This window comes from Moritella sp. 24, assembly GCF_018219155.1.
Lineage (GTDB): Bacteria > Pseudomonadota > Gammaproteobacteria > Enterobacterales > Moritellaceae > Moritella.
This window is the reverse complement of the sequence record NZ_CP056123.1, coordinates 4,375,069-4,397,804: the sequence shown is the minus strand read 5'-3', so window position 1 is coordinate 4,397,804 and position 22,736 is coordinate 4,375,069. Positions and strand designations below refer to the sequence as shown.

At 40.3% G+C, this 22,736-nt stretch carries 24 protein-coding genes and 1 other RNA gene; 16 read left to right on the top strand and 9 right to left on the bottom strand.

The genetic code is table 11. The features are described 5' to 3' along the window. Together HWV00_RS19635 and HWV00_RS19630 are read right to left on the bottom strand one after the other, a co-directional pair. On the bottom strand, positions 1-972 hold the full coding sequence (locus HWV00_RS19635) for a KpsF/GutQ family sugar-phosphate isomerase (RefSeq protein ID WP_211683957.1): 972 nt from the start codon (positions 970-972) through the stop codon (positions 1-3). A 56-nt stretch (positions 973-1,028) separates the two neighbouring features. Next, on the bottom strand, positions 1,029-1,997 hold the full coding sequence (locus tag HWV00_RS19630; protein WP_211683955.1) for a calcium/sodium antiporter: 969 nt from the start codon (positions 1,995-1,997) through the stop codon (positions 1,029-1,031). Positions 1,998-2,324: 327 nt separating this feature from the next. Between HWV00_RS19630 and HWV00_RS19625 the strand changes: the two genes are divergently transcribed. Both HWV00_RS19625 and murA read left to right on the top strand, forming a co-directional pair. Next, positions 2,325-2,582 carry a BolA family protein gene (locus HWV00_RS19625; protein ID WP_211683953.1) on the top strand — a complete coding sequence of 86 codons (258 nt, stop codon included), beginning with the start codon at positions 2,325-2,327 and terminating at the stop codon, positions 2,580-2,582. A gap of 11 nt (positions 2,583-2,593) precedes the next feature. After that, positions 2,594-3,856 carry a UDP-N-acetylglucosamine 1-carboxyvinyltransferase gene (gene murA, locus HWV00_RS19620; protein ID WP_211683951.1) on the top strand — a complete coding sequence of 421 codons (1,263 nt, stop codon included), beginning with the start codon at positions 2,594-2,596 and terminating at the stop codon, positions 3,854-3,856. A gap of 83 nt (positions 3,857-3,939) precedes the next feature. On the opposite strand, the gene degS is transcribed toward murA, so the two are convergent. The 3 genes from degS to HWV00_RS19605 form a co-directional block, all read right to left on the bottom strand. Then, positions 3,940-5,034: an outer membrane-stress sensor serine endopeptidase DegS gene (degS, locus tag HWV00_RS19615; protein ID WP_211683949.1), complete on the bottom strand. Its 1,095-nt coding sequence runs from the start codon at positions 5,032-5,034 to the stop codon at positions 3,940-3,942. 96 nt (positions 5,035-5,130) lie between these two features. Then, on the bottom strand, positions 5,131-6,483 hold the full coding sequence (locus tag HWV00_RS19610) for a Do family serine endopeptidase (RefSeq protein WP_211683947.1): 1,353 nt from the start codon (positions 6,481-6,483) through the stop codon (positions 5,131-5,133). Between the two features lie 67 nt (positions 6,484-6,550). Further along, positions 6,551-6,922: a YhcB family protein gene (locus tag HWV00_RS19605; RefSeq protein ID WP_211683945.1), complete on the bottom strand. Its 372-nt coding sequence runs from the start codon at positions 6,920-6,922 to the stop codon at positions 6,551-6,553. A gap of 188 nt (positions 6,923-7,110) precedes the next feature. On the opposite strand from HWV00_RS19605, the gene zapE reads away from it, so the two are divergent. The 9 genes from zapE to sspB all read left to right on the top strand — a co-directional run bounded on the left by zapE (position 7,111) and on the right by sspB (position 14,706). Then, entirely contained in the window at positions 7,111-8,223 is a 1,113-nt protein-coding gene (zapE, locus tag HWV00_RS19600; RefSeq protein ID WP_211686717.1) for a cell division protein ZapE, read from the top strand. Positions 8,224-8,472: 249 nt separating this feature from the next. Next, on the top strand, positions 8,473-9,405 hold the full coding sequence (gene coaA, locus HWV00_RS19595) for a type I pantothenate kinase (RefSeq protein ID WP_211683944.1): 933 nt from the start codon (positions 8,473-8,475) through the stop codon (positions 9,403-9,405). A 248-nt stretch (positions 9,406-9,653) separates the two neighbouring features. Then, positions 9,654-10,082, top strand: a complete 429-nt coding sequence (rplM, locus tag HWV00_RS19590; RefSeq protein WP_211683942.1) for a 50S ribosomal protein L13 — start codon at positions 9,654-9,656, stop codon at positions 10,080-10,082. 18 nt (positions 10,083-10,100) lie between these two features. Next, entirely contained in the window at positions 10,101-10,493 is a 393-nt protein-coding gene (gene rpsI, locus HWV00_RS19585; RefSeq protein ID WP_211683940.1) for a 30S ribosomal protein S9, read from the top strand. A gap of 370 nt (positions 10,494-10,863) precedes the next feature. Continuing rightward, entirely contained in the window at positions 10,864-11,454 is a 591-nt protein-coding gene (gene petA / locus HWV00_RS19580) for a ubiquinol-cytochrome c reductase iron-sulfur subunit (RefSeq protein ID WP_211683939.1), read from the top strand. Beyond that, the gene (locus HWV00_RS19575) at positions 11,454-12,662 is read left to right on the top strand and encodes a cytochrome bc complex cytochrome b subunit (RefSeq protein WP_211683937.1); all 1,209 of its coding nucleotides are present in this window, start codon (positions 11,454-11,456) and stop codon (positions 12,660-12,662) included. Before petA ends, HWV00_RS19575 begins: the two co-directional genes overlap by 1 nt. Continuing rightward, a complete protein-coding gene (locus tag HWV00_RS19570; RefSeq protein ID WP_211683935.1) occupies positions 12,662-13,462 on the top strand; it encodes a cytochrome c1 in 801 nt (266 codons plus the stop codon). Before HWV00_RS19575 ends, HWV00_RS19570 begins: the two co-directional genes overlap by 1 nt. 113 nt (positions 13,463-13,575) lie before the next feature. Then, positions 13,576-14,211 carry a stringent starvation protein SspA gene (sspA, locus tag HWV00_RS19565; RefSeq protein WP_006032937.1) on the top strand — a complete coding sequence of 212 codons (636 nt, stop codon included), beginning with the start codon at positions 13,576-13,578 and terminating at the stop codon, positions 14,209-14,211. A 3-nt stretch (positions 14,212-14,214) separates the two neighbouring features. After that, positions 14,215-14,706, top strand: coding sequence for a ClpXP protease specificity-enhancing factor (gene sspB, locus HWV00_RS19560; RefSeq protein WP_211683934.1), 492 nt, complete (start codon positions 14,215-14,217; stop codon positions 14,704-14,706). Between the two features lie 95 nt (positions 14,707-14,801). On the opposite strand, the gene HWV00_RS19555 is transcribed toward sspB, so the two are convergent. The 4 genes from HWV00_RS19555 to HWV00_RS19540 are packed head-to-tail and all read right to left on the bottom strand — an operon-like array spanning position 14,802 to position 18,205. Continuing rightward, positions 14,802-15,356: a BON domain-containing protein gene (locus HWV00_RS19555; protein WP_211683932.1), complete on the bottom strand. Its 555-nt coding sequence runs from the start codon at positions 15,354-15,356 to the stop codon at positions 14,802-14,804. After that, positions 15,353-15,949 carry an SIS domain-containing protein gene (locus tag HWV00_RS19550; RefSeq protein WP_211683930.1) on the bottom strand — a complete coding sequence of 199 codons (597 nt, stop codon included), beginning with the start codon at positions 15,947-15,949 and terminating at the stop codon, positions 15,353-15,355. Before HWV00_RS19550 ends, HWV00_RS19555 begins: the two co-directional genes overlap by 4 nt. Positions 15,950-15,960: 11 nt before the next feature. Then, a complete protein-coding gene (locus HWV00_RS19545; protein WP_211683929.1) occupies positions 15,961-16,368 on the bottom strand; it encodes a YraN family protein in 408 nt (135 codons plus the stop codon). After that, positions 16,331-18,205 carry a penicillin-binding protein activator gene (locus HWV00_RS19540; RefSeq protein ID WP_211683927.1) on the bottom strand — a complete coding sequence of 625 codons (1,875 nt, stop codon included), beginning with the start codon at positions 18,203-18,205 and terminating at the stop codon, positions 16,331-16,333. The genes HWV00_RS19545 and HWV00_RS19540 overlap by 38 nt, the downstream gene beginning before the upstream one ends. 84 nt (positions 18,206-18,289) lie before the next feature. Between HWV00_RS19540 and rsmI the strand changes: the two genes are divergently transcribed. From rsmI to HWV00_RS19515, 5 genes are all read left to right on the top strand, one after another. After that, entirely contained in the window at positions 18,290-19,129 is an 840-nt protein-coding gene (gene rsmI, locus HWV00_RS19535) for a 16S rRNA (cytidine(1402)-2'-O)-methyltransferase (protein WP_211683925.1), read from the top strand. Positions 19,130-19,172: 43 nt separating this feature from the next. Continuing rightward, positions 19,173-19,548: RNase P RNA component class A (gene rnpB / locus HWV00_RS19530), an RNA gene on the top strand. A 167-nt stretch (positions 19,549-19,715) separates the two neighbouring features. Beyond that, positions 19,716-20,660 (top strand): 16S rRNA (cytosine(1402)-N(4))-methyltransferase RsmH, encoded by a 945-nt coding sequence (gene rsmH / locus HWV00_RS19525; protein WP_211683924.1) that lies wholly within the window; start codon positions 19,716-19,718, stop codon positions 20,658-20,660. 1 nt (position 20,661) lies between these two features. Continuing rightward, entirely contained in the window at positions 20,662-20,976 is a 315-nt protein-coding gene (gene ftsL, locus HWV00_RS19520; protein WP_211683922.1) for a cell division protein FtsL, read from the top strand. Further along, on the top strand, positions 20,973-22,703 hold the full coding sequence (locus HWV00_RS19515; protein WP_211683921.1) for a penicillin-binding protein 2: 1,731 nt from the start codon (positions 20,973-20,975) through the stop codon (positions 22,701-22,703). The genes ftsL and HWV00_RS19515 overlap by 4 nt, the downstream gene beginning before the upstream one ends. The last annotated feature ends 33 nt before the right edge of the window (positions 22,704-22,736 follow it).

The window sequence follows — 22,736 nt, the reverse complement described above, 5'->3', positions numbered from 1 at the left end:
TTATAGTACACCTGCGCGTAGTAAGTCATGCATGTTGAAGGCGCCGACGGGCTCTTGTCGTTCGTTGACTACAATTAAGCCGTTAACTTTTTTATTTTCCATGACGGCAAGGGCTTCTGCAGCTAAGATATGTTCATTAATAGTAACACATCTTTTTGTCATTACTTCACTGATTGGCGTCTGGTGAATATCTATACGTGCATCTAAGATACGGCGTAAATCACCATCCGTAAAAATACCAACGAGCTTCGTTTCGTCATTCACAGCGGTCATGCCAAGCCCTTTTCGAGAGACTTCTAACAAGGCGTTAGAGATAGTTTCGCCTTGTTGTACACTCGGTACGTCATCACCTTTGTGCATAATGTCTGAAATACGTAATAATAGTTTTCTACCTAAGCTACCGCCAGGGTGAGAAAGTGCAAAGTCATTGGCGGTAAACCCTTTTGCTTCGAGTAAAGCAACCGCAATGGCATCACCCATCACCAAGCTTGCTGTTGTACTCGATGTTGGTGCTAATCCAAGTGGGCAAGCTTCTTTATCAACTTTAATACATAAATTAATTTTTGCTTCGCGTGCCATGGTTGAATTGGTGTTACCCGTCATTGAGATCACTGGTATGCTTAAGCGTTTTAATACTGGATACAACGCCAATATTTCATCAGACTCACCAGAGTTTGATAAGGCAATGACGACATCTTCACGTTCAATCATTCCGAGATCACCATGGCTTGCTTCACCGGGATGAACAAAGAAAGCTGGCGTGCCCGTACTTGCTAATGTAGCCGCAATTTTGTTGGCAATATGCCCCGATTTACCCATGCCAGTCACAATAACTTTACCTTTACAGGCGATCAGTAATTCACAAGCTGCAGTAAAGGTTACATCAATATATTGACTTAATTGCGTGATTGCAGCTGCTTCTGTTTGAATGACGTTAAGCGCGCTTTGACAATAGTTAAACTGACTCGACATGGTTATTCCCTAATAAAAATACGGTTTAATACTTAGATTAAAAAAATTAAGTATGACTAGATACTGCTAAATATAATGAATTGATACGCAACAAAACCTGCTAGCAATATGCCACCTTCAATACGGTTGATGCGACCAGGACGCCCTCTAAAACTCATTGCCATTAATAGCATCACTATGGTTGCACCTAGCATGTAGTAGAAGTCACGGCTGATAATCGCAGGGTCAATCATACCCGGTGCTAAAATACCAGGCAGCGACAATACAGCTAAGATATTGAATATATTAGAACCAATGATGTTACCAATAGCAAGATCATCTTCACCTTTTAGTACACCAGTGATTGATGCCGCAAGTTCTGGCAAGCTAGTACCAATTGCGATAATCGTAAGACCAATCACTAAATCGCTCATGCCAAAATGCTGTGCAATGACGACTGCAGAGTCAACAAGGTAACTTGAGCTTACTGGCAATGCGATCATGCCGAAAATTAGCCAAGCAACGGCTTTCCATGTCGGCACACCTTCAGGTACTTCATCGTTATGTTCTTCTGCAAGTGGATCGTTACTTGGACGTTTCAGTGCCAGAATAGTTAAGGTTAAAATGGTAATAAAGAAGAGTAATAATAAAATCACACCTTCATACATTTCTAGTTTTAAATCCCAAAGAACAACACCAGCAAGTAGCGTAGTAATTAATACCATCGGGATCTCACGACGAATCGTTGCAGAACCGACAAGTAATGGCTTTAATAGCGCCGTTAAACCTAATACCAAGGTTATGTTGGTAATATTTGAACCAATAGCGTTACCGATTGCCGTATTGGGTGAGCCATTGAGCGATGCGGATACTGCCACCATCATTTCGGGGGCTGATGAACCCATCGCGACAATTGTAAGACCAATTATCAGCGGTGAAATGCCTAGGTTTCGTGCTAATCCCGCAGCACCATAGACGAATTTGTCGGCACTAATGACAAGTCCAATCAATCCCAGAATTAATATAATAATATTTGTAGTTAGCATCGGCTCAATTAAAAAGTTGATAAAAAAGAACACTATTTTCTGTCTTTTTTCGCAGAAAGAAAAGGTAATTTGTGAAATCTTCTTGAGTATTAATAGTTGAGGGGGAAAAATCCGTACATAGTTATGCTTTTGTGATTGTGTATTATACCGATTACTTTTAGAATACTGGGCTATTTTAATACTTTAGTTTTAAGCGCGATTCTCTCAGTCAGTTCGTCATTCACTTAAAACTAAACACGTAGTAGTAATACTCTTTATAAAGGTAACGGCTAGACGTGTAAGGTTTTAACTCGGCTTAGAATGGCGGCACAAAAGGATCTTAGTATTATGGATATTCAAGAATTAAAAACATTGCTGGAAAATGAGTATACGTTCCAGGAATTACACGTGAAAGGTGAAGGCAGCCATTATGACGTTATTGCTGTCGCCGAGATGTTTGTCGGTATGAGCCGTGTAAAAAAACAACAAACTATTTATGCGCCATTAAAAGAGCAAATTGCATCAAATAGTATTCATGCGTTAACCATCAAGGCATACACACCTGAAGAATGGGTTCGCGAACGTAAATTCATATTACCTTCTTAGGCTGGATTATAATGGATAAGTTTTTAATTAAAGGTCCTTGTCAGTTAAATGGCGATGTGACTATCTCGGGTGCAAAAAATGCTGCACTACCGATTTTATTTGCCACATTGCTGAGTGATGAAACGATCACTCTTAAGAATGTTCCTGAATTAAGAGACATTAAAACCACGTTACAATTATTACGTGAACTTGGCGCTGAAGCAGAACGTAACGAAGACGGTGAAGTTGTTATTACTGCTGGTTCTGTAAATTGTCAAAAAGCACCTTATGAACTTGTTAAAACGATGCGTGCATCTATTTTAGCATTAGGTCCTTTGACTGCTAAGTTTTCGACTGCGGATGTTTCTTTACCGGGTGGTTGCGCTATTGGTGCTCGCCCTGTGAACTTACACATTCACGGCTTAGAAATGATGCAAGCTGATATTCGTGTTGAAGAAGGTTATATTAAAGCACGTGTTGATGGTCGTTTAAAAGGCGCACGTATCCTAATGGATATGGTGAGTGTAACGGGCACTGAAAATTTATTAATGGCAGCAGTACTTGCTGACGGTATCACAACAATTGAGAATGCAGCAAGAGAACCAGAAGTGGTTGACTTGGCTAATTTCTTAAATGCACTTGGTGCGAAAATTAGTGGTATTGGTTCTGACGTACTAACGATTGAAGGCGTTGAAGCGCTTCATGGTGGTACGTATGCAGTACAACCTGATCGTATTGAAACAGGTACTTTCCTTGTTGCTGCTGCAGTAACAGGCGGCAAAATTACGTGTCATAAAACAGACCCATCGTTACTTGATGCAGTATTGCTGAAGCTTGAAGAAGCGGGTGCAAAAGTTGAAACAGGTGATGATTGGATTTCACTTGATATGGAAGGCCGTGAGTTAAAAGCAGTTAATATCAAAACGGTACCGTATCCTGGCTTCCCAACGGATATGCAAGCGCAGTTCACAGTATTAAATACAGTGGCAAAGGGCACATCGACGATCATTGAAACGATTTTCGAAAATCGCTTTATGCATGTACCTGAATTAGCGCGTATGGGCGCAGACATTGAACTTGAAGGTAATACGGCTATTTGTCGTGATACAGAAAGTTTAACTGGCGCACAAGTGATGGCAACTGACTTACGCGCATCTGCAAGTCTTGTTATTGCTGGTTTCCTTGCAACAGGTGATACAACGGTTGAACGTATCTATCATATCGACCGTGGTTATGAATTTATTGAAGATAAATTGCAAGGCTTAGGTGGTAACATTACCCGAATTAAAGGGTAGGTTCTACTAACGTTATTGTAGTTTGTTATTAAAAAGGGCGCATTGATATGCGCCCTTTTTGTATCTAGTACTGCAGTACTGATTTACTTAGCTTGTGGTTGCAAGGCTTGTAATTCACCCAGAGTCACTTCTATCTCTAGCTGCTTACCTTCCCTGATAACGCTTAAATTAACTTTTGAACCTGGGCGTTGCTCGGCGACAACATCCATTAACCAGATGACATTATCAATCTCAGTACCGTTAAATTTAACGACGACATCACCTGCTATCAATCCCGCTTTTTCTGCTGGAGAGTTTGGTGCTGTATTTTGTATGACAATACCTTGATTGGCTTTCAGGCCAAGTAGTTTTGCCATAACAGTATTAATTGATGTTCCTTCAATACCAAGATAACCACGGATCACACGTCCATTAGCAATTAGTGCATTCATGATTTTAACTGCTAGCGGGTAGGGAATAGCAAAGCTGATCCCCATTGTTTCTACATTCTCAGCAAGTTGGAAAGAGGCTGTGTTAATGCCAACTAGCTCTCCGAGACTATTGACCAGCGCACCACCAGAGTTACCTTCATTAATCGCAGCGTCGGTTTGTAAAAAGTTTTGATGTCCAGTGGTACTCATACCAATACGACCACGGGCACTGATAATCCCCTGAGTGATGGTTTGGCCTAAATTGTATGGGTTACCAATGGCAAGAACGACGTCGCCTATATTGGTTTGTTCGTGTTTACTCTGAGGAATGCTAGGTAAATTTTTGGCATCAATGTGTAATACGGCTAGATCGGTATAGCGGTCAAAACCAATTAATTCAGCAGTGAAAAAGCGGCTATCCTGAAGTGCGACGATAATTTGGTCTGCATTGGCTATCACATGATAGTTTGTCAGTAGATAACCTTTCTTGTTCATAATAACGCCTGAGCCAAGACTTTGTGGGCGCAATATTGGTTTACTGTTTATCGTAGATTTCTGATAGGTACGGGTGTAAATATTGACGACAGAAGGCGCTGCGCGCTTTACTGCATCAGAAAAACTGATTTGTTCGTTAAGTCCAAGAGAAAAAGGTTGGTTTAGACCTAAACTTTGTTTGTTTTGTAATTGAGGCAGCGCGACAAGTAATATCGCAGCTACAGCGATACCGAGTAAGATACTTTTTGAAATATATGACCACAAACCCTGCACTGAAATATCCCTACGTTACTCATAAAAATAGCAACGTAGAGAATAGCACCTCTTTCTAGGATAATGTAGAAAATAACTTGTAAAGTGATGTAAGTGCTAACGTAATACCAAGAATAAAGATTGCTCACCGCGCTTGATATTCAGTGCGAGTGTTGCTTTTTCTTCAGTGAGTAGTTCACGTAAGCCAGCTAAATTCTTAACTTTAGTCTTATTCACACCAATAATGATATCGCCTTTTTTTAATCCCGATGCTGCAGCAATTGAACGAGGTTGCACATTAGCAATCATGACGCCTTGGTTATTTTCTGCGGATACTAATGCCGCGCCTTCGAGACCTTGGTGTAGGTTGCTGGCATTCGCAAGTCTGTTTTCTGCCGGTTTTAGTTTTGCAGTCACGATGCGCTCTTTACCGTCACGAACAACACCTAATGTGATTTCTTTATCTGCCCCTAAGGTACCAATTCTTGCTCTTAGTTCACTGAAGCTACGGATCTTATTGTTATTCACACTGACAATAATGTCGCCAGCCATCAGACCGGCTTCTTCTGCTGCAGAGTTTGGCGTCACTTGATTAATGAATGCACCATACTGAATATCGATATCAAATGCTTTTGCTAGGTCGGCAGTGAGCTCTTGGCCTGCAACCCCTAATACGCCACGCCGTACTTCACCGTGTTCGATGATTTGTTGTACGAGGTTATTCGCCATGTTTGCAGGGATAGCAAAGCCGATACCGACGTTACCGCCATTTGGTCCTAATATCGCGGTATTAATACCGATTAGCTCACCACGTAAGTTAACCAGTGCACCACCAGAATTCCCACTGTTAATGGCTGCATCGGTTTGAATGAAGTTTTCTAGGTTTTCTAATTGTAGTCCGGTTCGCCCTAATGCACTGACAATACCTGATGTGACGGTCTGGCCTAAGCCAAAGGGATTACCTATCGCAATGGTGAAATCACCGACACGTAATTTATCTGAGTCTGCGAATTTAATTTCGGTTAAGTTTTTAGCTTTAATTTGTAATAGGGCTATATCACTGCTTTTATCTGAACCCACGAGTGTTGCATCGTATTCATGCCCATCTTTTAGCATCACTTGGATCTCATCTGCATCTGCAATCACGTGGTTATTAGTGAGAATATAACCTTGTTTTGCATCGATGATGACTCCAGAGCCAAGACCTTGAAAAGGTTGCTTCGACCCCGAACTGTCAGGACCAAAAAAAGGACGAAATGCTTCAGGTATACGTTGTTGAGATACTTTTGTACCTGACACCGATATATTGACAACAGCAGGAGTAACTTGCTCTAAGATTGGCGCAAGGCTAGGGAGTGGTTCTCCTGCAACAGCGAGTGGGAGTGCTGCTGTTGCAGGTAAACTTGCGAATCCCATTGCAGTGCTTAATGCTAAAGCAGTGAGAGTTCTGACATGTAATTTAGATTTCATAACTGTTTAAGCCTTTACAAATTATAAGCGTAAACAGTTAGATATGGGAGAAATCTAAAAGTTCAAGTTATTTGTTCAATAAGCCTGAACTTGTACTTGAGTAATCTTTTGGTTGCCCTTCAATTGGTTCTGCAGGATCAATGATTTCTTTTGTTTGAAAAGGAATATCTTTGACGGCAACATTATCTAATAGCTGTTTAGCGTTACTTGCTAAATGCTGTTGCATTTCTACATAAGTATCAGACAATTTCATTAATAATGCTTCAGTACTGGTAAAGTGTTCGTTTACATCATGTTTGTACTGTTCAATTTCAGCTTCTTTGGCTAATAACTTACCCTTAAACTTACCTGTTTGGTCTTTTGTATTTGTTGCTCTTGCAATAGCAAAACCGAGAACAAGACCGACAATTAAACTAATTAGTATTTCAAGATAGGGCATATAGACCTCGTTAAATGATAATTTCACTCACTAAAATAGCGTGTTTCTTTTGATACTCTAATATAAGCACCTTTGTTTTAAAATAGTGTATTTCAAAAGAATACAACATGGTAGCATTGATTATGATTAATGCGTGTCTGAAAATGGCAATGAAAGGCGTTAGAAACAGTAAAGGATTAGCAATTATAATGACCCCGATAGAAAAATATAAGCTTGATTTGAAGCGCCCTGACTTTATGTTCGATGCGGCACAAGAGAATGCTGTAATGGCATTACAACGGCTATTTGATGAACTGTTAGCGGTGCCAGAAAAACCAGTTAAACAAGGTTTATTTGCGAAACTGAAAGCGTTGACGACAAAGCCTGAAGTGATGCAAGCTAATCCTGTTAAGGGGATTTATTTTTGGGGCGGCGTAGGAAGAGGTAAGACCTATTTAGTTGATACTTTCTACGATTGCTTACCGTTTGAGAATAAAACGCGAATTCACTTTCACCGTTTCATGCATCGCATTCATCAAGAGTTGAAAGGCCTTTCGCAACAAAAAGATCCACTGAAAGTGATTGCTAAAAACTTAGCAAATGAAACGCAGGTGATTTGTTTTGATGAATTTTTTGTTTCAGACATTACTGATGCAATGATTTTAGGCACGTTGTTTGAAGAGTTATTTGCGCATCAAGTTATTTTGGTGGCTACATCAAATATTATTCCTGATGATCTGTACCGCAATGGTTTACAGCGTGCACGTTTCTTACCTGCTATTCATTTGATTAATCAAAATTGCGATATTATTAATGTTGATAGCGGTGTTGATTACCGTTTACGTACATTAGAGCAAGCTGAGATTTATCATTTTCCATTGGATGCTGCTGCTCAACAGAATTTAAATCAATATTTTGAACAACTATCTTGTGAACCTAGAACGTATGGGCAACCGATAGAAATTGAAAATCGTCAAATTCCCACACTAGCGGAAGCTGACAGTGTACTCATGATTGATTTTGATGATTTATGTGGAGGACCACGTAGCCAAGTCGACTATATGGAAATTTCACGTATATATCACACCGTACTATTAGCGAATGTGAAACAAATGGGGCGTTTAACGGATGATATTTCGCGTCGTTTTATTGCTATGGTTGATGAGTTTTATGAGCGTAATGTGACGTTGATTATTTCTGCTGAATTTGAAATGTCAGCGCTCTATAGTACAGGCTTATTAGACTTTGAATTTCGCCGTTGTTTATCGCGACTACAAGAAATGCAATCTCATGAATATTTGGGCCGAGAGCATCTACCTTAAACAAAGATCACGTAAATACGCATATTTTTAGCACCAAATAGGTAGTTTTTGTGCGCATAATTTAAATAAAAACATAAAAAAACGTATTTTTTGATTGAGTTGCTGTAAGTATATAGGCTATTGTTTCGGCGGGAATGGACTTGTACTGTGAAGTATATAGCGTTATTACTTTACTCAGTTCACCACAAAGACTTATTTTTAAATACAAAAATAAGGGATTGTTAGGGCATAAAGTAGGCTTTTAGTGTAATGAATTACTCACCATATCAAGTGTTTGACAGGGAATATTGGGCGGAACTGCGTGAATCGGTACCCTTAACCTTATCTGCACTTGAATTAAAACAGTTACAAGGTATTAATGAACGCGTTTCAATTGAAGAAGTGTGTGATATTTATTTACCCTTGTCACGTTTACTCAATTTGTATGTAACTAATCGTATTCAACGTCGTGTTGTCAGAGACCAGTTTTTAGGACGTAAAGTAGGTAAAGTACCTTATATTATCAGCTTAGCGGGTAGCGTTGCTGTCGGTAAAAGTACCACAGCAAGGATTTTGCAAGCGTTACTACAATGCTGGGGCGAGCACCCAAAGGTTGCCTTAATTACAACGGATGGTTTTCTTTATCCGAATGCGTATTTAAAAGAACATGACTTAATGAAACGCAAAGGTTTCCCTGAAAGTTATGATATTAACGCTTTAGTTAAGTTTGTTGCAGATATCAAGTCTGGTCATGATCGTGTCACTGCACCTGTTTATTCTCATTTTTCTTATGATATCGAACCGGATAAAGAAGTGGTTGTTGAACTACCTGACATTGTTATTCTTGAAGGATTAAATGTACTACAGTCTGGTCTAGAGTACCCTGATGACCCACATCGTGTATTTGTGTCTGATTTTGTCGATTTTTCTATCTATGTAGATGCCGAAACTGAACATTTAGAAAACTGGTATGTACAACGTTTCTTACAATTAAGAGAAAGTGCATTTACAGACTCTAGTTCTTACTTTCATCACTATGCTCAATTGGGTGAGGATGAAGCAAAAGATGTCGCATTGAACATCTGGCGAACAATAAATGGTAAAAATTTAGTAGAAAACATCTTACCGACGCGTGAACGTGCTAACCTTGTCCTCACTAAAGACCTAAATCATCAAGTTCATCAAGTAAAATTACGAAAATAATATAAATTTAAGTGATTTTTTTGATACTATTCAGATGTTTTTCGATATTAATCCTATTTTTTTAAAAATATAGGTGAAATTTCGCTCATTTCTCTTTATAATACGCGCTGCCCACGAACAAGGTGCTGTGGTGGTTCCTTGTCCTAATGACGCCATGTATTTATTCGAAGGGATAAGTAAGGTATATAGTTCATATATAGATAACTATATGTGATAGTTTAAACAAATTTTATTGGGTTCAATATAAAATGAAAACTTTTGTTGCTACACCAAGCACGATCAAACGTGAATGGTTCGTTGTTGACGCTGAAGGTAAAACTTTAGGCCGTCTTGCGACTGAAATCGCTACTCGCTTACGCGGAAAGCATAAGCCTGAGTACACTCCTCACGCTGACACTGGTGATTACATCATCGTTGTAAACTGTGAAAAAATTACTGTAACAGGTAACAAAGCGGCAGGTAAAATCTACCACTCGCACACAGGTTACATTGGTGGCTTAAAATCAATTAGCTTCGAAAAGCTTATTGAAAAAGCTCCAGAGCGTGTTATCCAGTCTGCGGTTAAAGGTATGTTGCCAAAAGGTCCTCTAGGCCGTGCAATGTTCCGTAAGATGAAAGTATACGCAGGTCCAGAGCACAATCATGCTGCTCAACAACCACAAGTTCTAGACATCTAATTTACGGAATTTAAGCAAATGGCAGAAAATCAATACTACGGCACTGGTCGTCGTAAAAGTTCAACAGCTCGTGTATTCATGAAAGCTGGTAATGGTCAACTAACGATCAATAAACGTTCTTTAGACGTTTATTTTGGTCGTGAAACGGCTCGTATGGTTGTTCGTCAAGCATTAGAGTTAGTTGAATTACAAGACAAATTCGACCTAAACATCACTGTTTCTGGTGGTGGTACTACTGGTCAAGCTGGCGCAATCCGTCACGGTATCACTCGCGCACTTATGGAATATGACGAAACTTTACGTCCTACTCTACGTGCAGCTGGTTTTGTTACTCGTGATGCTCGTCAAGTTGAACGTAAGAAAGTTGGTCTTAGAAAAGCACGTAAACGTCCACAATTCTCAAAACGTTAATTCGTTTTTTGGTGGTTCGCTTTATTGCGACAAAAGCCTGGCATATGCCAGGCTTTTTTTTGTCTTTTTTTTATTCAATTAGGTTGCATTTCTGTTAATTGTAATGAGCATCTCTGTTGTAATGACTAGCGTTGAGATAGAAATAGAGCGACTTTCTCTATTTACTCGATGTGAGTTAGCAGATATTAACTTAATCACTGAAAATCCATGATTAATGTCTCATTGTCCTTGTAAAAATGTAGCCAATTAATTAAAATTCAACGGCATTTATGTAACTTTTTAATAGTTAAAAAGTTATCTTTTTTGAAATGGTATTCACTGCAAGATAATAAAAATAAATTGCGCTGAGTCCGAATGGGAGAATAATTGGATGAGCAATGCGCCTGTTGATTCTGGTCGTCGTCGCTTTTTAACTGCTGCTACATGTGTAGTGGGTGGTGTTGGAGCTGTCGGCGCAGCCGTACCTTTTATCAAATCTTGGAACCCGAGTGCTAAAGCTAAAGCAGCTGGCGCTCCTGTTGAAGTAGATATAAGTAAAATTGAACCTGGTCAGTTAATTCGTGTTGAATGGCGAGGTAAACCTGTATGGGTAGTGTCTCGTACAGAAAGCGTATTAAACGAACTTGAACAGCATGATGGTTCGTTACGCGATCCGGCATCAGAACAAGAACAACAACCAAGTTACGCACAAAACAAATACCGCTCGATTAAATCAGAGTTATTTGTGGCAGTTGGCATTTGTACTCACTTAGGGTGCTCTCCAACATATCTGCCGGACAGCTTTGGCGAACAAGTCGAAGGTGTTTCTTCAGGTTTCTTCTGCCCATGTCATGGTTCTAAATTTGATATGGCTGGTCGTGTATTCCAAAGTGTACCTGCACCGTTAAACTTAGTTGTACCTCCGCATTATTATATTGATGCGACTACTATTCTAATTGGTGTAGATAAGGGAGCTGCCTAATGTCATTAGTCAAGTGGATTGATGAACGTATCCCAATGACGGATACGTGGAATAAACACGCTGGCCAATATCCAGCACCGAAGAACTTTAACTTCTGGTACTATTTTGGCATTTTAGCAACAATCATTTTTGTTAACCAAATCCTAACGGGTATCTGGTTAACAATGAACTACAACCCATCGGGTGAAGGTGCATTTGCATCAATCGAATACATCATGCGTGATGTTGAATTTGGTTGGTTGCTACGTTATATGCACTCTACAGGTGCGTCAGCATTCTTTGTAGTTGTCTATTTGCACATGTTCCGTGGCCTGATGTATGGTTCATACCAGAAACCACGTGAATTATTGTGGATCTTTGGTTGCTTAATCTTCTTAGCGCTAATGGCTGAAGCTTTCATGGGTTACTTACTACCATGGGGTCAAATGTCATTCTGGGGTGCACAGGTTATTATCTCTTTATTTGGTGCGATTCCAGTAATTGGTGATGATTTAACACTTTGGATCCGTGGTGATTATGTAATCTCGGGTGCAACATTAAACCGTTTCTTTGCACTACACGTTATTGCTGTGCCATTAGTACTTGTTGTTCTTGTGTTCTTACACATTGTTGCACTGCATCATGTTGGTTCGAATAACCCAGACGGCATTGAAATTAAAGAAAACAAAGATGAAAATGGTTGGCCAAAAGATGGTATTCCATTCCACCCTTACTACACAGTACACGATACTGTAGCGGTAGTGGTGATGCTTATCTTATGTAGTATTGTGATCTTCTTCATGCCTGAAGGTGGTGGTTACTTCTTGGAAGCGCCAAACTTTGAAGCGGCAAATCCACTGAAAACACCTGAGCACATTGCACCGGTATGGTATTTCACACCATTCTACGCAATTTTACGTGCGGTACCTGATAAGCTTGGTGGTGTGATCATGATGGGTCTTGCTATTGTAATGCTATTCTTAGTGCCTTGGTTAGATCGTGGTAAAGTGAAATCAATTCGTTACCGTAGTGTTTGGCATAAACTTAACCTAGCGCAATTTGTTATTTGCTTCATTATTCTTGGTGTTCTAGGTGCATTAGCGCCAACGCCTGGTCGTACTCTGTTGTCACAAATTACGACACTAGGTTACTTTGGCTACTTTGGTCTGCTGTGGTTATACAGTAAGAATGAAACAACTAAACCATTACCAAAAAGGGTGACAATGTAATGAAAAAATTATTTATCGCGTTACTTACCCTATTGCCAATGGCTGCATTTGCAGCTGGTAATGGCGCTCATTTAGATGAAGCTAACTATGATTTAAGAGACAAAGCATCACTGCAAAACGGTGCTAAAATCTTTATGAATTATTGTTCTACATGTCACTCAACACAATATCAACGCTATTCACGTGTTGCTGATGATCTGGGTATTGATCGTGAAGCAATGTCTGAAAACTTGGTATTTACGGGTGTTAAAGTTGGTTCATTAATGCTTACGGCGATGCCAGCTGAAAGTGGTGCAAAATGGTTTGGTGCTACGCCTCCAGATCTAACACTTGAAGCGCGTTTACGTGGTGCAGATTGGGTTTATACTTACCTGCGCTCTTTCTATATTGACGAAACTCGCCCATTTGGCGTAAATAATGTGGTATTCCCAAGTGTGGGTATGCCGCATGTACTTGAAGAATTGCAAGGTACAGCACGTCTTTTAGAAATAAAACATAATGAAGAAGAGCTAGATTTACCGGAAGGTGCTAGAATTGTTAAAGAAACCGCAGTTGTTGACGCAAATGGCGTTGCAACAGGTGAAATTCTGACTAGCTACCTAAGCCCCGATGGAAACGGTGAGTTATCAGCCGAAGAGTTTGATGAAGCAATGCTAGATTTAGTGAACTTCTTAGTTTACTCAGCTGAGCCAAATCAAATCGAACGTCAAGAAATGGGCTTCTGGGTGATTGGATTCTTGCTTATCTTACTTGTATTTTGTTGGTTCTTGAACCGTGAATACTGGCGTGATATCCACTAATCATTGAGATGTTGCCGCATTACTTGTAAAAGTTGCTGGTAAAAGAATTACGTACCGCCAATGCTAGTTTAGGCTATCATTGGCGTTTGTGTTTACAATTTATTGGAGGTGGCATGGCATTAGCTGCTAATAAACGTTCAGTTATGGTGTTGTATTCGGAACCGACTGATCTATATAGTCATCAAGTCCGAATCGTTTTAGCTGAAAAAGGCGTAAGTGTTGATATTCATCAGGTTGATCGTAATAACCTACCTGAAGATTTAATTGATTTAAATCCATATCAAACAGTACCGACATTAATCGACCGTGAGTTAACACTATATAACTCGCGTATTATCATGGAATATTTGGATGAGCGTTTCCCGCATCCACCATTGATGCCGGTTTACCCTGTTTCACGTGGTAGTAGCCGCTTAATGATGCACCGTATCGAGAACGATTGGTATTCATTAGTGACTAAGATCATGAAAGGCTCTGTTGAAGAAGCGGCTGTAGCGCGTAAGCAACTACAAGAAGCACTAATGAGTATCAGCCCAATTTTTGCTGAATACCCATACTTCATGAGTGAAGAATTCAGCTTAGTTGATTGCTATATGGCTCCGTTATTATGGCGTCTGCCAGAGCTAGGTATTGATCTTCCTGGTCAAGCTGCAAGTGAGTTAAAGAACTATATGCTACGTGTATTCGATCGTGAATCATTCCAAGCATCTTTAACTGAACAAGAACGTGAAATGAGAATGTTAATGTAAGTTATGGATAAAATGACCCCAATTCGTCCCTATTTATTACGTAGTCACTATGAGTGGTTACTTGATAATGACTTAACACCACATATTGTTGTTGATGCACATATTGCTGGTGTTTATGTACCGCAGCAGTTTGTTCAAGATGGTCAAATCGTATTGAACATTGCACCAACCGCTGTGGTTGCTTTTGAATTAAATAACACTGCATTGAGTTTTAACGCTCGATTCGGTGGTGTGCCATTTGATGTATATGTGCCTATTGCGGCTATTACTGCTATTTACGCACGTGAGAACGGTGCTGGTAGTATGTTTGAGCCAGAGCAGGCATATATTGATCAAGCTGAGCAAGATAATGCAGAGGCGGCTGTTGAGCCAATTGAAGAGAAGAGCGCACCCGCTTTAGTTAGTGCGCCAGCGCTAAGCTCTGATGATAAGAGCGATACTACTGAGCGTCCAAAACCTGCGAAAGGTAAACCCTCTTTGCGGGTCATTAAGTAACATAACACTTAATTAGCGTATATTTGCAGTACTGAATTTACCTATCGGTTTGATTCAGTACTGCATTTTTTTATCTTAAAATTATCAAGATTGTATTAACGGTATTCAAATACTTTAATTACTTTATCTACACCAACGACATAGCGAGCTGCTTCAGCTACCTTATCGCCCTCTTCTTTTGTTACTCGTCCAATTAAAAAGACTTCCGCATTCTCAGTAATCACTTTGACATTAAGTGGTTCGATATTCTTTAAATTTATAATACTTGTTTTCACTTTGGTGGTTAACCAAGAATCTTTGCTTGCGCGCTCAAATGAAATTGGCGGGCCTAAACGGATTTGATTATACACTTGCTGCACCGATGCGGTTTCAGCTGCAATAGAGACTATTTGCTTACGTTCAGCATCTGTTCTTACCTGACCAGAAAGTAACACTTTACTGTTGTTCGTTAAAATATGCAGGTTGTTGTTTAACAGTAATTGCTTATTCGCATCATTCAGTTCTGCGGTGATATCTAATGTGATTGTTTCATCATCAATTAACTGACTAAAACTGCCGTTCGTACTACAGCCTTGAATAACACTAAGACTAAATAGAACGAAACTTATTGTCAGCCAAGATTTTAATTTAGTGACTAAGCTCGTTTTCATTCTTCAAACTCTTGTTGTGGAAATAGGGTCTGATCAATGATGTCGCAAAGACAGTTAATGATCAGAGCATGTACTTCTTGTATTCTTGCTTCTCGACGTGAAGGTACACGTATTTCTGCATCGTGTGGACCTAATAGTCCCGATATTTCCCCACCATCTTTACCTGTTAAAGCAACAATCGTCATATTACGAGTGAGAGCGGCTTCAATGGCTTTAATGACATTACGGCTATGGCCGCCTGCAGAGATAACCACTAAAATATCGCCGTCGTTACCCAGTGCGCGTACTTGTTTTGAATACACCACGTCAAAACTCGTATCGGTGCCGATAGCAGTCATTAATGTGCAATCTGGAGTTAATGCTAATGCGGGTAAACTTGGGCGTTCTGTTTCATAGCGGTTTAATAATGATGCAGAGAAGTTTTGTGCCAGGCTTGCTGATGCGCCATTGCCACAAATTAATATCTTGTTACCGTTTAATAAACATTGTGCCATCATCATGGCCGAATTTTGGATATATTCAGGTAAAGCCTCAGCTGCGGCGATCTTAGTTTGAATACTTTCAGTAAAATTTTCTTTAATTAGTTCTAACATGGGTATCTACTCTAAAAAGCATTGGTTATCCATTGAATATTATCTATGGAACCTTCAATGGCGATCACATCGAAACGACAAGGTGTGTAGTTTTCATTTATTCCGTGGCGCACCATATAATATTGTGCGGTATAACGCAATTTTCGTTGTTTTGTGACTGGTACAGCAGAAACTGCACCACCGTAATGGGTGTATTGCCGGTATTTTACCTCGACAAAGACAAGGGTAGGTAGTGTTGCCGAGGAGTTTATGTCACAGCTTGGACCATGCTGGCAGATAAGGTCTATTTCACCTTGGCGACAAGCAAAGTTGCGCGCCAAGATGATTAATCCTTGGCGCTGTAAAAACTCGGCAGCTAAGCCTTCAAAATATTCACCACGTTTACGGGGCTGTTTTTGTGTCAGGGTTGGTATCCTCAAGTTTTATCTTGCCTGAGCGATATTTTGCCCAGCTAAACTCGCGTTCAATAATGCCATTATCATTAATATAGAGAATGCCAGTCTGGCCAGCTAAACGTAAATTAGGAAAGTTACGTAGCTGTAGCAGATTTGGAATTAATTTAAATGAATCGTAACCCATCGCAAATAAGTTTTGTTGGATCTTCGACATATTTGGCCATAGCGCCAAAGTTTGCTGCTTTAGTTCGAGATCTGGGTTCAATAACCATGGCATATCACTAAAAATTAAGCCATTTAAATCGCGACTTTGACTTTTAGAAAGGTTGTTACCATGGGTTCGTGAACTTGCATATACAGCCACTTGTGGTGCATATGGGTTTTGTGTTGTCGCAATGTAAGGAATTGCTAACATCGCTTCAGAAGGCGTCGCAATAATATAAATAGCATCAATATCACGGCGGCTACGCGTTTTGGCTTTAATATCAGTGCCAACGAGATTTTTCATTAGGCTGATGCGCTGATTGCTTGATGTCACAGAAAATAGTGATGTAACCGTATTTTGCATATCACTGCGGCTTTTATACTTATACGTCTCACTTGTACCATCTGTGAGTGCTTGCCATTGTTTCGTAAACTCGGCTGATAAGCGATTACCAGTGCGGTTATTTGGCGCTAGGACTAGAGGTTGCTTAATACCATCCTGTTGCATTTTTTTAGCCGCTGCGATTGCTTCATCACTAGAACTTAATGAAAAGTAATAGATATTTTCTGATGTTGGCGTTTCAGCTAGTTTGTTTAATGAGATTAGCGGCACATCTTTAACGAGTGGTAATACTTTCTCTAAATTTGATTTTAACAACGGGCCCACGACAAAATCTGCGCCATCATTGACAGCTTGTAGATATAATTCATCGGCACCGACAGCTGCGGTATCGTAGAAACGTAAATTAATTCTATCCGCTGCTTCATCTTGATAGTAAGCACTTAGCATACCGTCTCTAATAGCTTTACCTGCGACTGCGCGTTTACCTGTTAAAGGCGCAAGAACGGCTATTTGTTTTGGCGAATAAGGTGTTGTTGCCATTGCCTTTACAAGTTCGGTAGGAAAACCACTCAATGCAGGGTGTTGTGGATAATCGTTTTTCCATTGTTGTAAATTTTGGATAAGCAGTTGTGGCTCAGTGCTGTATTGCAATGCAACAGCTGCAAGGTTGTACCAACCTGCAAGCGTCGGGTTTTCAGTGTTAAAACGCAGTGTTAATACGCGTAATTCTGACAACTGAATCGCTGACACTAATTCCCATATGTGTGTATTGTTGGTGCTATGTAATTCAGTATCGAGGAAATCATTTAAAGCAACACGGTATTCAACAGCTTTTGCATTGTTATTTTGTAATTCTGCAATCGTCGCATTGACTAAATAGTAGCGTTGCCAGTGCATCTGCTTATTAGTGCTAAGGGTTGAACTAAAGTTAAGTGCATTTGCTGCATCTTGATAACGTTTCTCTAATAAATAGGCTTCTGATTTTATCAGGGCTACTTCAAATAACTGTTGCGTTGATAATGGGTTACGTTCTACTGATAACAAGATATCAAGCGCTGGTTGTGGGTGACCTTCTGTAATTAACGCGCGTGCAGATAAAAGCTGCCACGAGATACTTTGCGGTTTATTCGCTAATGCAATCTTATCAATGTAGTATTGTGCAGGTTGATCAATTGTTGTCAGTACGTCTGGCACCGCGATATGCTGTGGTTTTGATGTTGTCTTTTCAGATGTAGTGGTACTTGAACACGCACTGAGTAGTAAACTCAAACTAAAGAACATAATCAAGCGGGAATAACTGTGCTTAACTTCCATTGGTGTATTATCCTGCAAAAGAGATTTATAATACCCCTATACTAAAGCATCATCGCTTAACAAAAAACTACCCATGAGAATGAAATGTCTGAACAAGCAACTTTATTTATCGTTCCAACCCCGATCGGCAACCTTTCTGATATCACTGAGCGTGGTTTAGAGATACTAAGAAGTGTTGATTTAATTGCTGCAGAAGATACCCGTCATACAGGTAAGCTGCTAAGCCATTATCAAATCAAGACTAAAACATTTGCGCTGCATGATCATAATGAACAGCAAAAAGCAGAATACTTAGTATCAAAACTACAATCTGGCATGACTATCGCACTGGTTTCGGATGCTGGTACACCTTTGATTAGTGATCCTGGTTATCATCTAGTAAATACCTGTCGTGCACATGGTGTTAAAGTTGTGCCGCTGCCAGGTCCTTGCGCAGCAGTAACCGCAATGAGTGGTTCGGGCTTGCCGTCAGATCGTTTCTCGTTCGAGGGTTTTTTACCATCGAAAGAAAAAGCCCGTAATGACAAAATCACAGAGTTGAAAGAAGAAACACGTACGATGATTTTTTATGAATCACCGCGGCGTCTACAATACACATTAGATGCATTAACGGCGATCATGGGACCAGAACGAGAAGTGTGTGTTGCTCGTGAAATAACCAAAGCGTTTGAAAGCATTACGACTATGCCTGTCGGTGAGTTAGCCGCATGGGTTGCTGAAGACAGTAATCGTAGCCGTGGTGAAATTGTACTATTAGTTTCTGGTTATAAACCTACCGGTTTAGAAATACCTGCTAAAGTACTGAATACACTTAAATTATTGAATGAAGAATTACCATTGAAAAAAGCAGCTGCCTTAACAGCTGAGATTCACGGTGGTAAAAAGAATGCGCTGTATAAATGGGGTTTAGAAAACTTTAATTAATCGCTGGATTTTTTCTTCTAGATTATGTACTATCCTCCGCCTTGGAGTTGGTCAGACAATCGCTGCTTTATGACTCGGTATTTATATCGAGGTTATAAGGGGGAGGAAAGTCCGGGCTCCACAGGGTAGGGTGCCAGGTAACGCCTGGGAGGCGCAAGCCTACGACAAGTGCAGCAGAGAGAAGACCGCCGATGGCTTTTTAGGAAGCACAGGTAAGGCTGAAAGGGTGCGGTAAGAGCGCACCGGACGACTAGTAATAGTTCGTTGCAGGGTAAACTCCACCCGGAGCAAGACCAAATAGGCTTTCTATAGGCGTGACCCACGCTGAAAGCGGGTAGGTTGCTTGAGTCTGTGAGCGATTACAGACCTAGAGGAATGATTGTCCACGACAAAACCCGGCTTATCGACCAACTCCAAGAACCTTTCTACTTATTACATTGTAGATAGGTTCTTGTTTTTCTTCCCCTCTGAATATCTACATCACTTGCAATACGTTTTACCCCTCCCTAAACTAGACCTTTTACGCTACAATAACCATTTTTAGCACCTGCTATAATTTAAAGTATTTTTAAGAGCTTTCATCGACATGACACAAGAATTTGCACACGTATCCGTTTTACTTAACGAAACCGTAGCTGGACTCGATATAAAACCGGATGGTATTTACATTGACGGTACTTTTGGTCGCGGTGGTCACTCTCGCTTTATTTTATCGCAACTCGGTGAAAATGGTCGCTTGATCGCAATCGATCGCGACCCTGAAGCGATTGCTGTAGGTGAAGCGCTAAAATTAGAAGACCCTCGTTTTGATATTGTTCACGGACCTTTTTCTGGTATCGCTGAATACATGGAAACTAAAAATCTAACAGAACAAATTGATGGTGTACTACTTGACCTTGGTGTTTCTTCACCTCAATTAGATGATGCATCGCGTGGTTTTAGTTTCTTACGTGATGGTCCGCTTGATATGCGTATGGATCCAACATCAGGTATTAGCGCTGCTAAATGGTTAGCAACGGCAGACTATGATGATATCGTTTGGGTATTAAAAGTATTCGGTGAAGAAAAATTTGCACGTAAAATTGCTCGTGCAATTGTATTTGATCGTGACGGTACACCATTTGAAACAACATCACAGTTAGCTGGTTTAATTTGCCGTGTGGTGCCTAAATCGAAAAAAGAAACGAAACATCCTGCAACGCGTTCATTCCAAGCTATCCGTATTTATATTAATAGTGAATTAGAAGAAATCGAACGTGCACTCGCTGGCGCCTTGAAATGCCTTAAGCCTGGTAGTGGCCGCTTATCTGTTATCAGTTTCCACTCTTTGGAAGATCGAATCGTAAAACAGTTCATTCGTAAACAAGCGCGTGGTAAAGAAGTGCCATACGGTTTACCTATCATGCAAGAAGAGATTGATAAAAGCCGTACGATGAAGGCTGTAGGAAAAATGCTTAAACCTTCGGAAGAAGAATTAGTTATTAATCCTCGCGCACGTAGTTCTGTATTACGCGTGGCGGAAAAATTGTAATATGTTTGGCATTAAGTGGGATTTAGGTAAAGTCATCATAACTGACATCGGCCAGCATAAAGTGGTTGTTAGTCTGTTATTTGGTATCTTAATTTCCGCTTTTGCCGTTATCATGTTGACGCATGAAACCCGCTTATTAACGAACAACAAAGAACAGTTACTTACTCAGCGTGACTTTACTGATATTGAATGGCGTAATTTATTATTAGAACAAAGCACGCTGGAAGAACACAGTAAAATAGAATACACCGCAAAACAAAAACTCGGCATGTATCGACCAAGTACAGCAGAAGAGCAATTGGTGACACAGCAGTGACAAATCGTAAAAATATCCCCAACGAAGAAGAACAACCAAATTTTATTCTATGGCGTTATCGCTTAGTTGCTGCAACCGTAGTGCTCATTTTTTCATGCCTGCTCGCACGTACTGCCTATATTCAAATCATTAATCCTGAACACCTGCGAAAACAAGCCGATATGCGTTCTTTGCGTGTGACCTCACAGCAAGTACAGCGTGGCATTATTACCGATCGTAATGGTGTTGAATTGGCCGTGAGTGTGCCAGTGATGGCGATCCATGTTGATCCCCGTACGATTAAAAACAAAAATAGCTTTGATAAAAAGCGTGCATGGCAAGCATTTGCTGAGATATTAGATCTTAATCTTGATGATTTGAAAACCAAAATTATGGCATCAAATGGTCGCTTTATGTATATCAAGCGCCAGATTAGTCCAGCTGTCGCCAAATATATCGATCAGCTAAAACTAGTCGGTGTTAGTTTAGCGCCCGAATCTCGTCGTTTCTATCCCACTGGTGAAGTAAGCGCGCAGCTTGTCGGTATGACTAATATCGATGATAAAGGTATTGAAGGTGTCGAGAGAGCCTATAATGATTATCTTACCGGTACGCAGGGTAAACGTATTGTTCGTAAAGACCGTCTTGGTAATGTCATCGAAGATATTTCTGTTATTCAAGAAAGTGAACAAGCCAATAATATTCAATTAAGTATCGATCAGCGAATTCAATCATTAGCTTATCAGCGTTTGAAAAAAGCGGTGAAATATAATGGTGCGGTGTCGGGCTCGTTAGTGATGCTCGATGTGAAAACCGGGGAGATTTTAGCGATGGTAAATAGTCCTTCGTTCAACCCGAATAACCGCAGTAAGTACGATAGTTATAAATTAAAAAACCGTGCGATTACTGATAGCTACGAACCTGGTTCGACAATCAAACCACTGGTGGTTGCGAGTGGACTCGATAATGGCATTATTGCCGCTGATTCGCTCGTTGATACTAACCCTGGTCGTATGCGTTTAGGTGGTCGTTTAGTGCAAGATACGCGAAACCGTGGTGATATGACCTTAGGCGATATTTTACGTTATTCATCGAATATGGGTGTGAGTAAAATTGCGTTAAAACTAGGTCATCAACGTTTACTTGATACGTACTATCAATTTGGTTTCGGTAATGAAAGTAGCTTGATTTTAAATGGTGAAAGTCGCGGTTATATGCCTCGTCGTTCTCGTTGGTCTGAGTTTGAGAATGCCACACTATCATTCGGTTATGGTATGCAGGCGACGACATTGCAGCTAGCACATGCTTATGCAACGATTGGCTCTGGTGGTTTATACCGTCCTCTGACGATTAGAAAACAAGATACGATGCCATTGTCAGAACGTGTCTTATCAGAAAAACATGCGCAAGAATTATTACTCATGATGGAAAGTGTCGTTGAGAAAGGCGGCACAGGTGATAAAGCCCGTATTGATGGCTATCGTGTTGCAGGTAAAACCGGTACTTCTCGTAAAGCGATTGCTGGCGGTTACGGCGACGATTATGTTGCGTTATTTGCTGGTGTCGCACCAGTATCTAATCCACGCTTTGCACTTGTTGTTGTGATCGATTCGCCAAGTGGCGATCGTTATTACGGCGGTGTCATTGCTGCGCCAGTATTTGGTGAAGTGATGGAAAGAACATTACAAATGTTAAACGTAACCCCAGATGAAAAGCAGTCATTGACGATTGCAGCAAAAGACTCTTAAAACGCGAGTCTTTTGTTTAGAACATTAGAAATA

Coding starts and splice junctions, on each gene's coding strand:
- HWV00_RS19555 (WP_211683932.1), bottom strand. CDS start 15,356: ATGAAAACGAGCTTAGTCACTAAATTAAAATCTTGGCTGACAATAAGT.
- zapE (WP_211686717.1), top strand. CDS start 7,111: ATGACCCCGATAGAAAAATATAAGCTTGATTTGAAGCGCCCTGACTTT.
- rplM (WP_211683942.1), top strand. CDS start 9,654: ATGAAAACTTTTGTTGCTACACCAAGCACGATCAAACGTGAATGGTTC.
- rpsI (WP_211683940.1), top strand. CDS start 10,101: ATGGCAGAAAATCAATACTACGGCACTGGTCGTCGTAAAAGTTCAACA.
- coaA (WP_211683944.1), top strand. CDS start 8,473: ATGAATTACTCACCATATCAAGTGTTTGACAGGGAATATTGGGCGGAA.
- HWV00_RS19635 (WP_211683957.1), bottom strand. CDS start 972: ATGTCGAGTCAGTTTAACTATTGTCAAAGCGCGCTTAACGTCATTCAA.
- petA (WP_211683939.1), top strand. CDS start 10,864: ATGAGCAATGCGCCTGTTGATTCTGGTCGTCGTCGCTTTTTAACTGCT.
- rsmH (WP_211683924.1), top strand. CDS start 19,716: ATGACACAAGAATTTGCACACGTATCCGTTTTACTTAACGAAACCGTA.
- murA (WP_211683951.1), top strand. CDS start 2,594: ATGGATAAGTTTTTAATTAAAGGTCCTTGTCAGTTAAATGGCGATGTG.
- sspA (WP_006032937.1), top strand. CDS start 13,576: ATGGCATTAGCTGCTAATAAACGTTCAGTTATGGTGTTGTATTCGGAA.
- HWV00_RS19570 (WP_211683935.1), top strand. CDS start 12,662: ATGAAAAAATTATTTATCGCGTTACTTACCCTATTGCCAATGGCTGCA.
- HWV00_RS19625 (WP_211683953.1), top strand. CDS start 2,325: ATGGATATTCAAGAATTAAAAACATTGCTGGAAAATGAGTATACGTTC.
- ftsL (WP_211683922.1), top strand. CDS start 20,662: ATGTTTGGCATTAAGTGGGATTTAGGTAAAGTCATCATAACTGACATC.
- HWV00_RS19610 (WP_211683947.1), bottom strand. CDS start 6,483: ATGAAATCTAAATTACATGTCAGAACTCTCACTGCTTTAGCATTAAGC.
- rsmI (WP_211683925.1), top strand. CDS start 18,290: ATGTCTGAACAAGCAACTTTATTTATCGTTCCAACCCCGATCGGCAAC.
- HWV00_RS19575 (WP_211683937.1), top strand. CDS start 11,454: ATGTCATTAGTCAAGTGGATTGATGAACGTATCCCAATGACGGATACG.
- HWV00_RS19550 (WP_211683930.1), bottom strand. CDS start 15,949: ATGTTAGAACTAATTAAAGAAAATTTTACTGAAAGTATTCAAACTAAG.
- HWV00_RS19605 (WP_211683945.1), bottom strand. CDS start 6,922: ATGCCCTATCTTGAAATACTAATTAGTTTAATTGTCGGTCTTGTTCTC.
- sspB (WP_211683934.1), top strand. CDS start 14,215: ATGGATAAAATGACCCCAATTCGTCCCTATTTATTACGTAGTCACTAT.
- HWV00_RS19540 (WP_211683927.1), bottom strand. CDS start 18,205: ATGGAAGTTAAGCACAGTTATTCCCGCTTGATTATGTTCTTTAGTTTG.
- HWV00_RS19630 (WP_211683955.1), bottom strand. CDS start 1,997: ATGCTAACTACAAATATTATTATATTAATTCTGGGATTGATTGGACTT.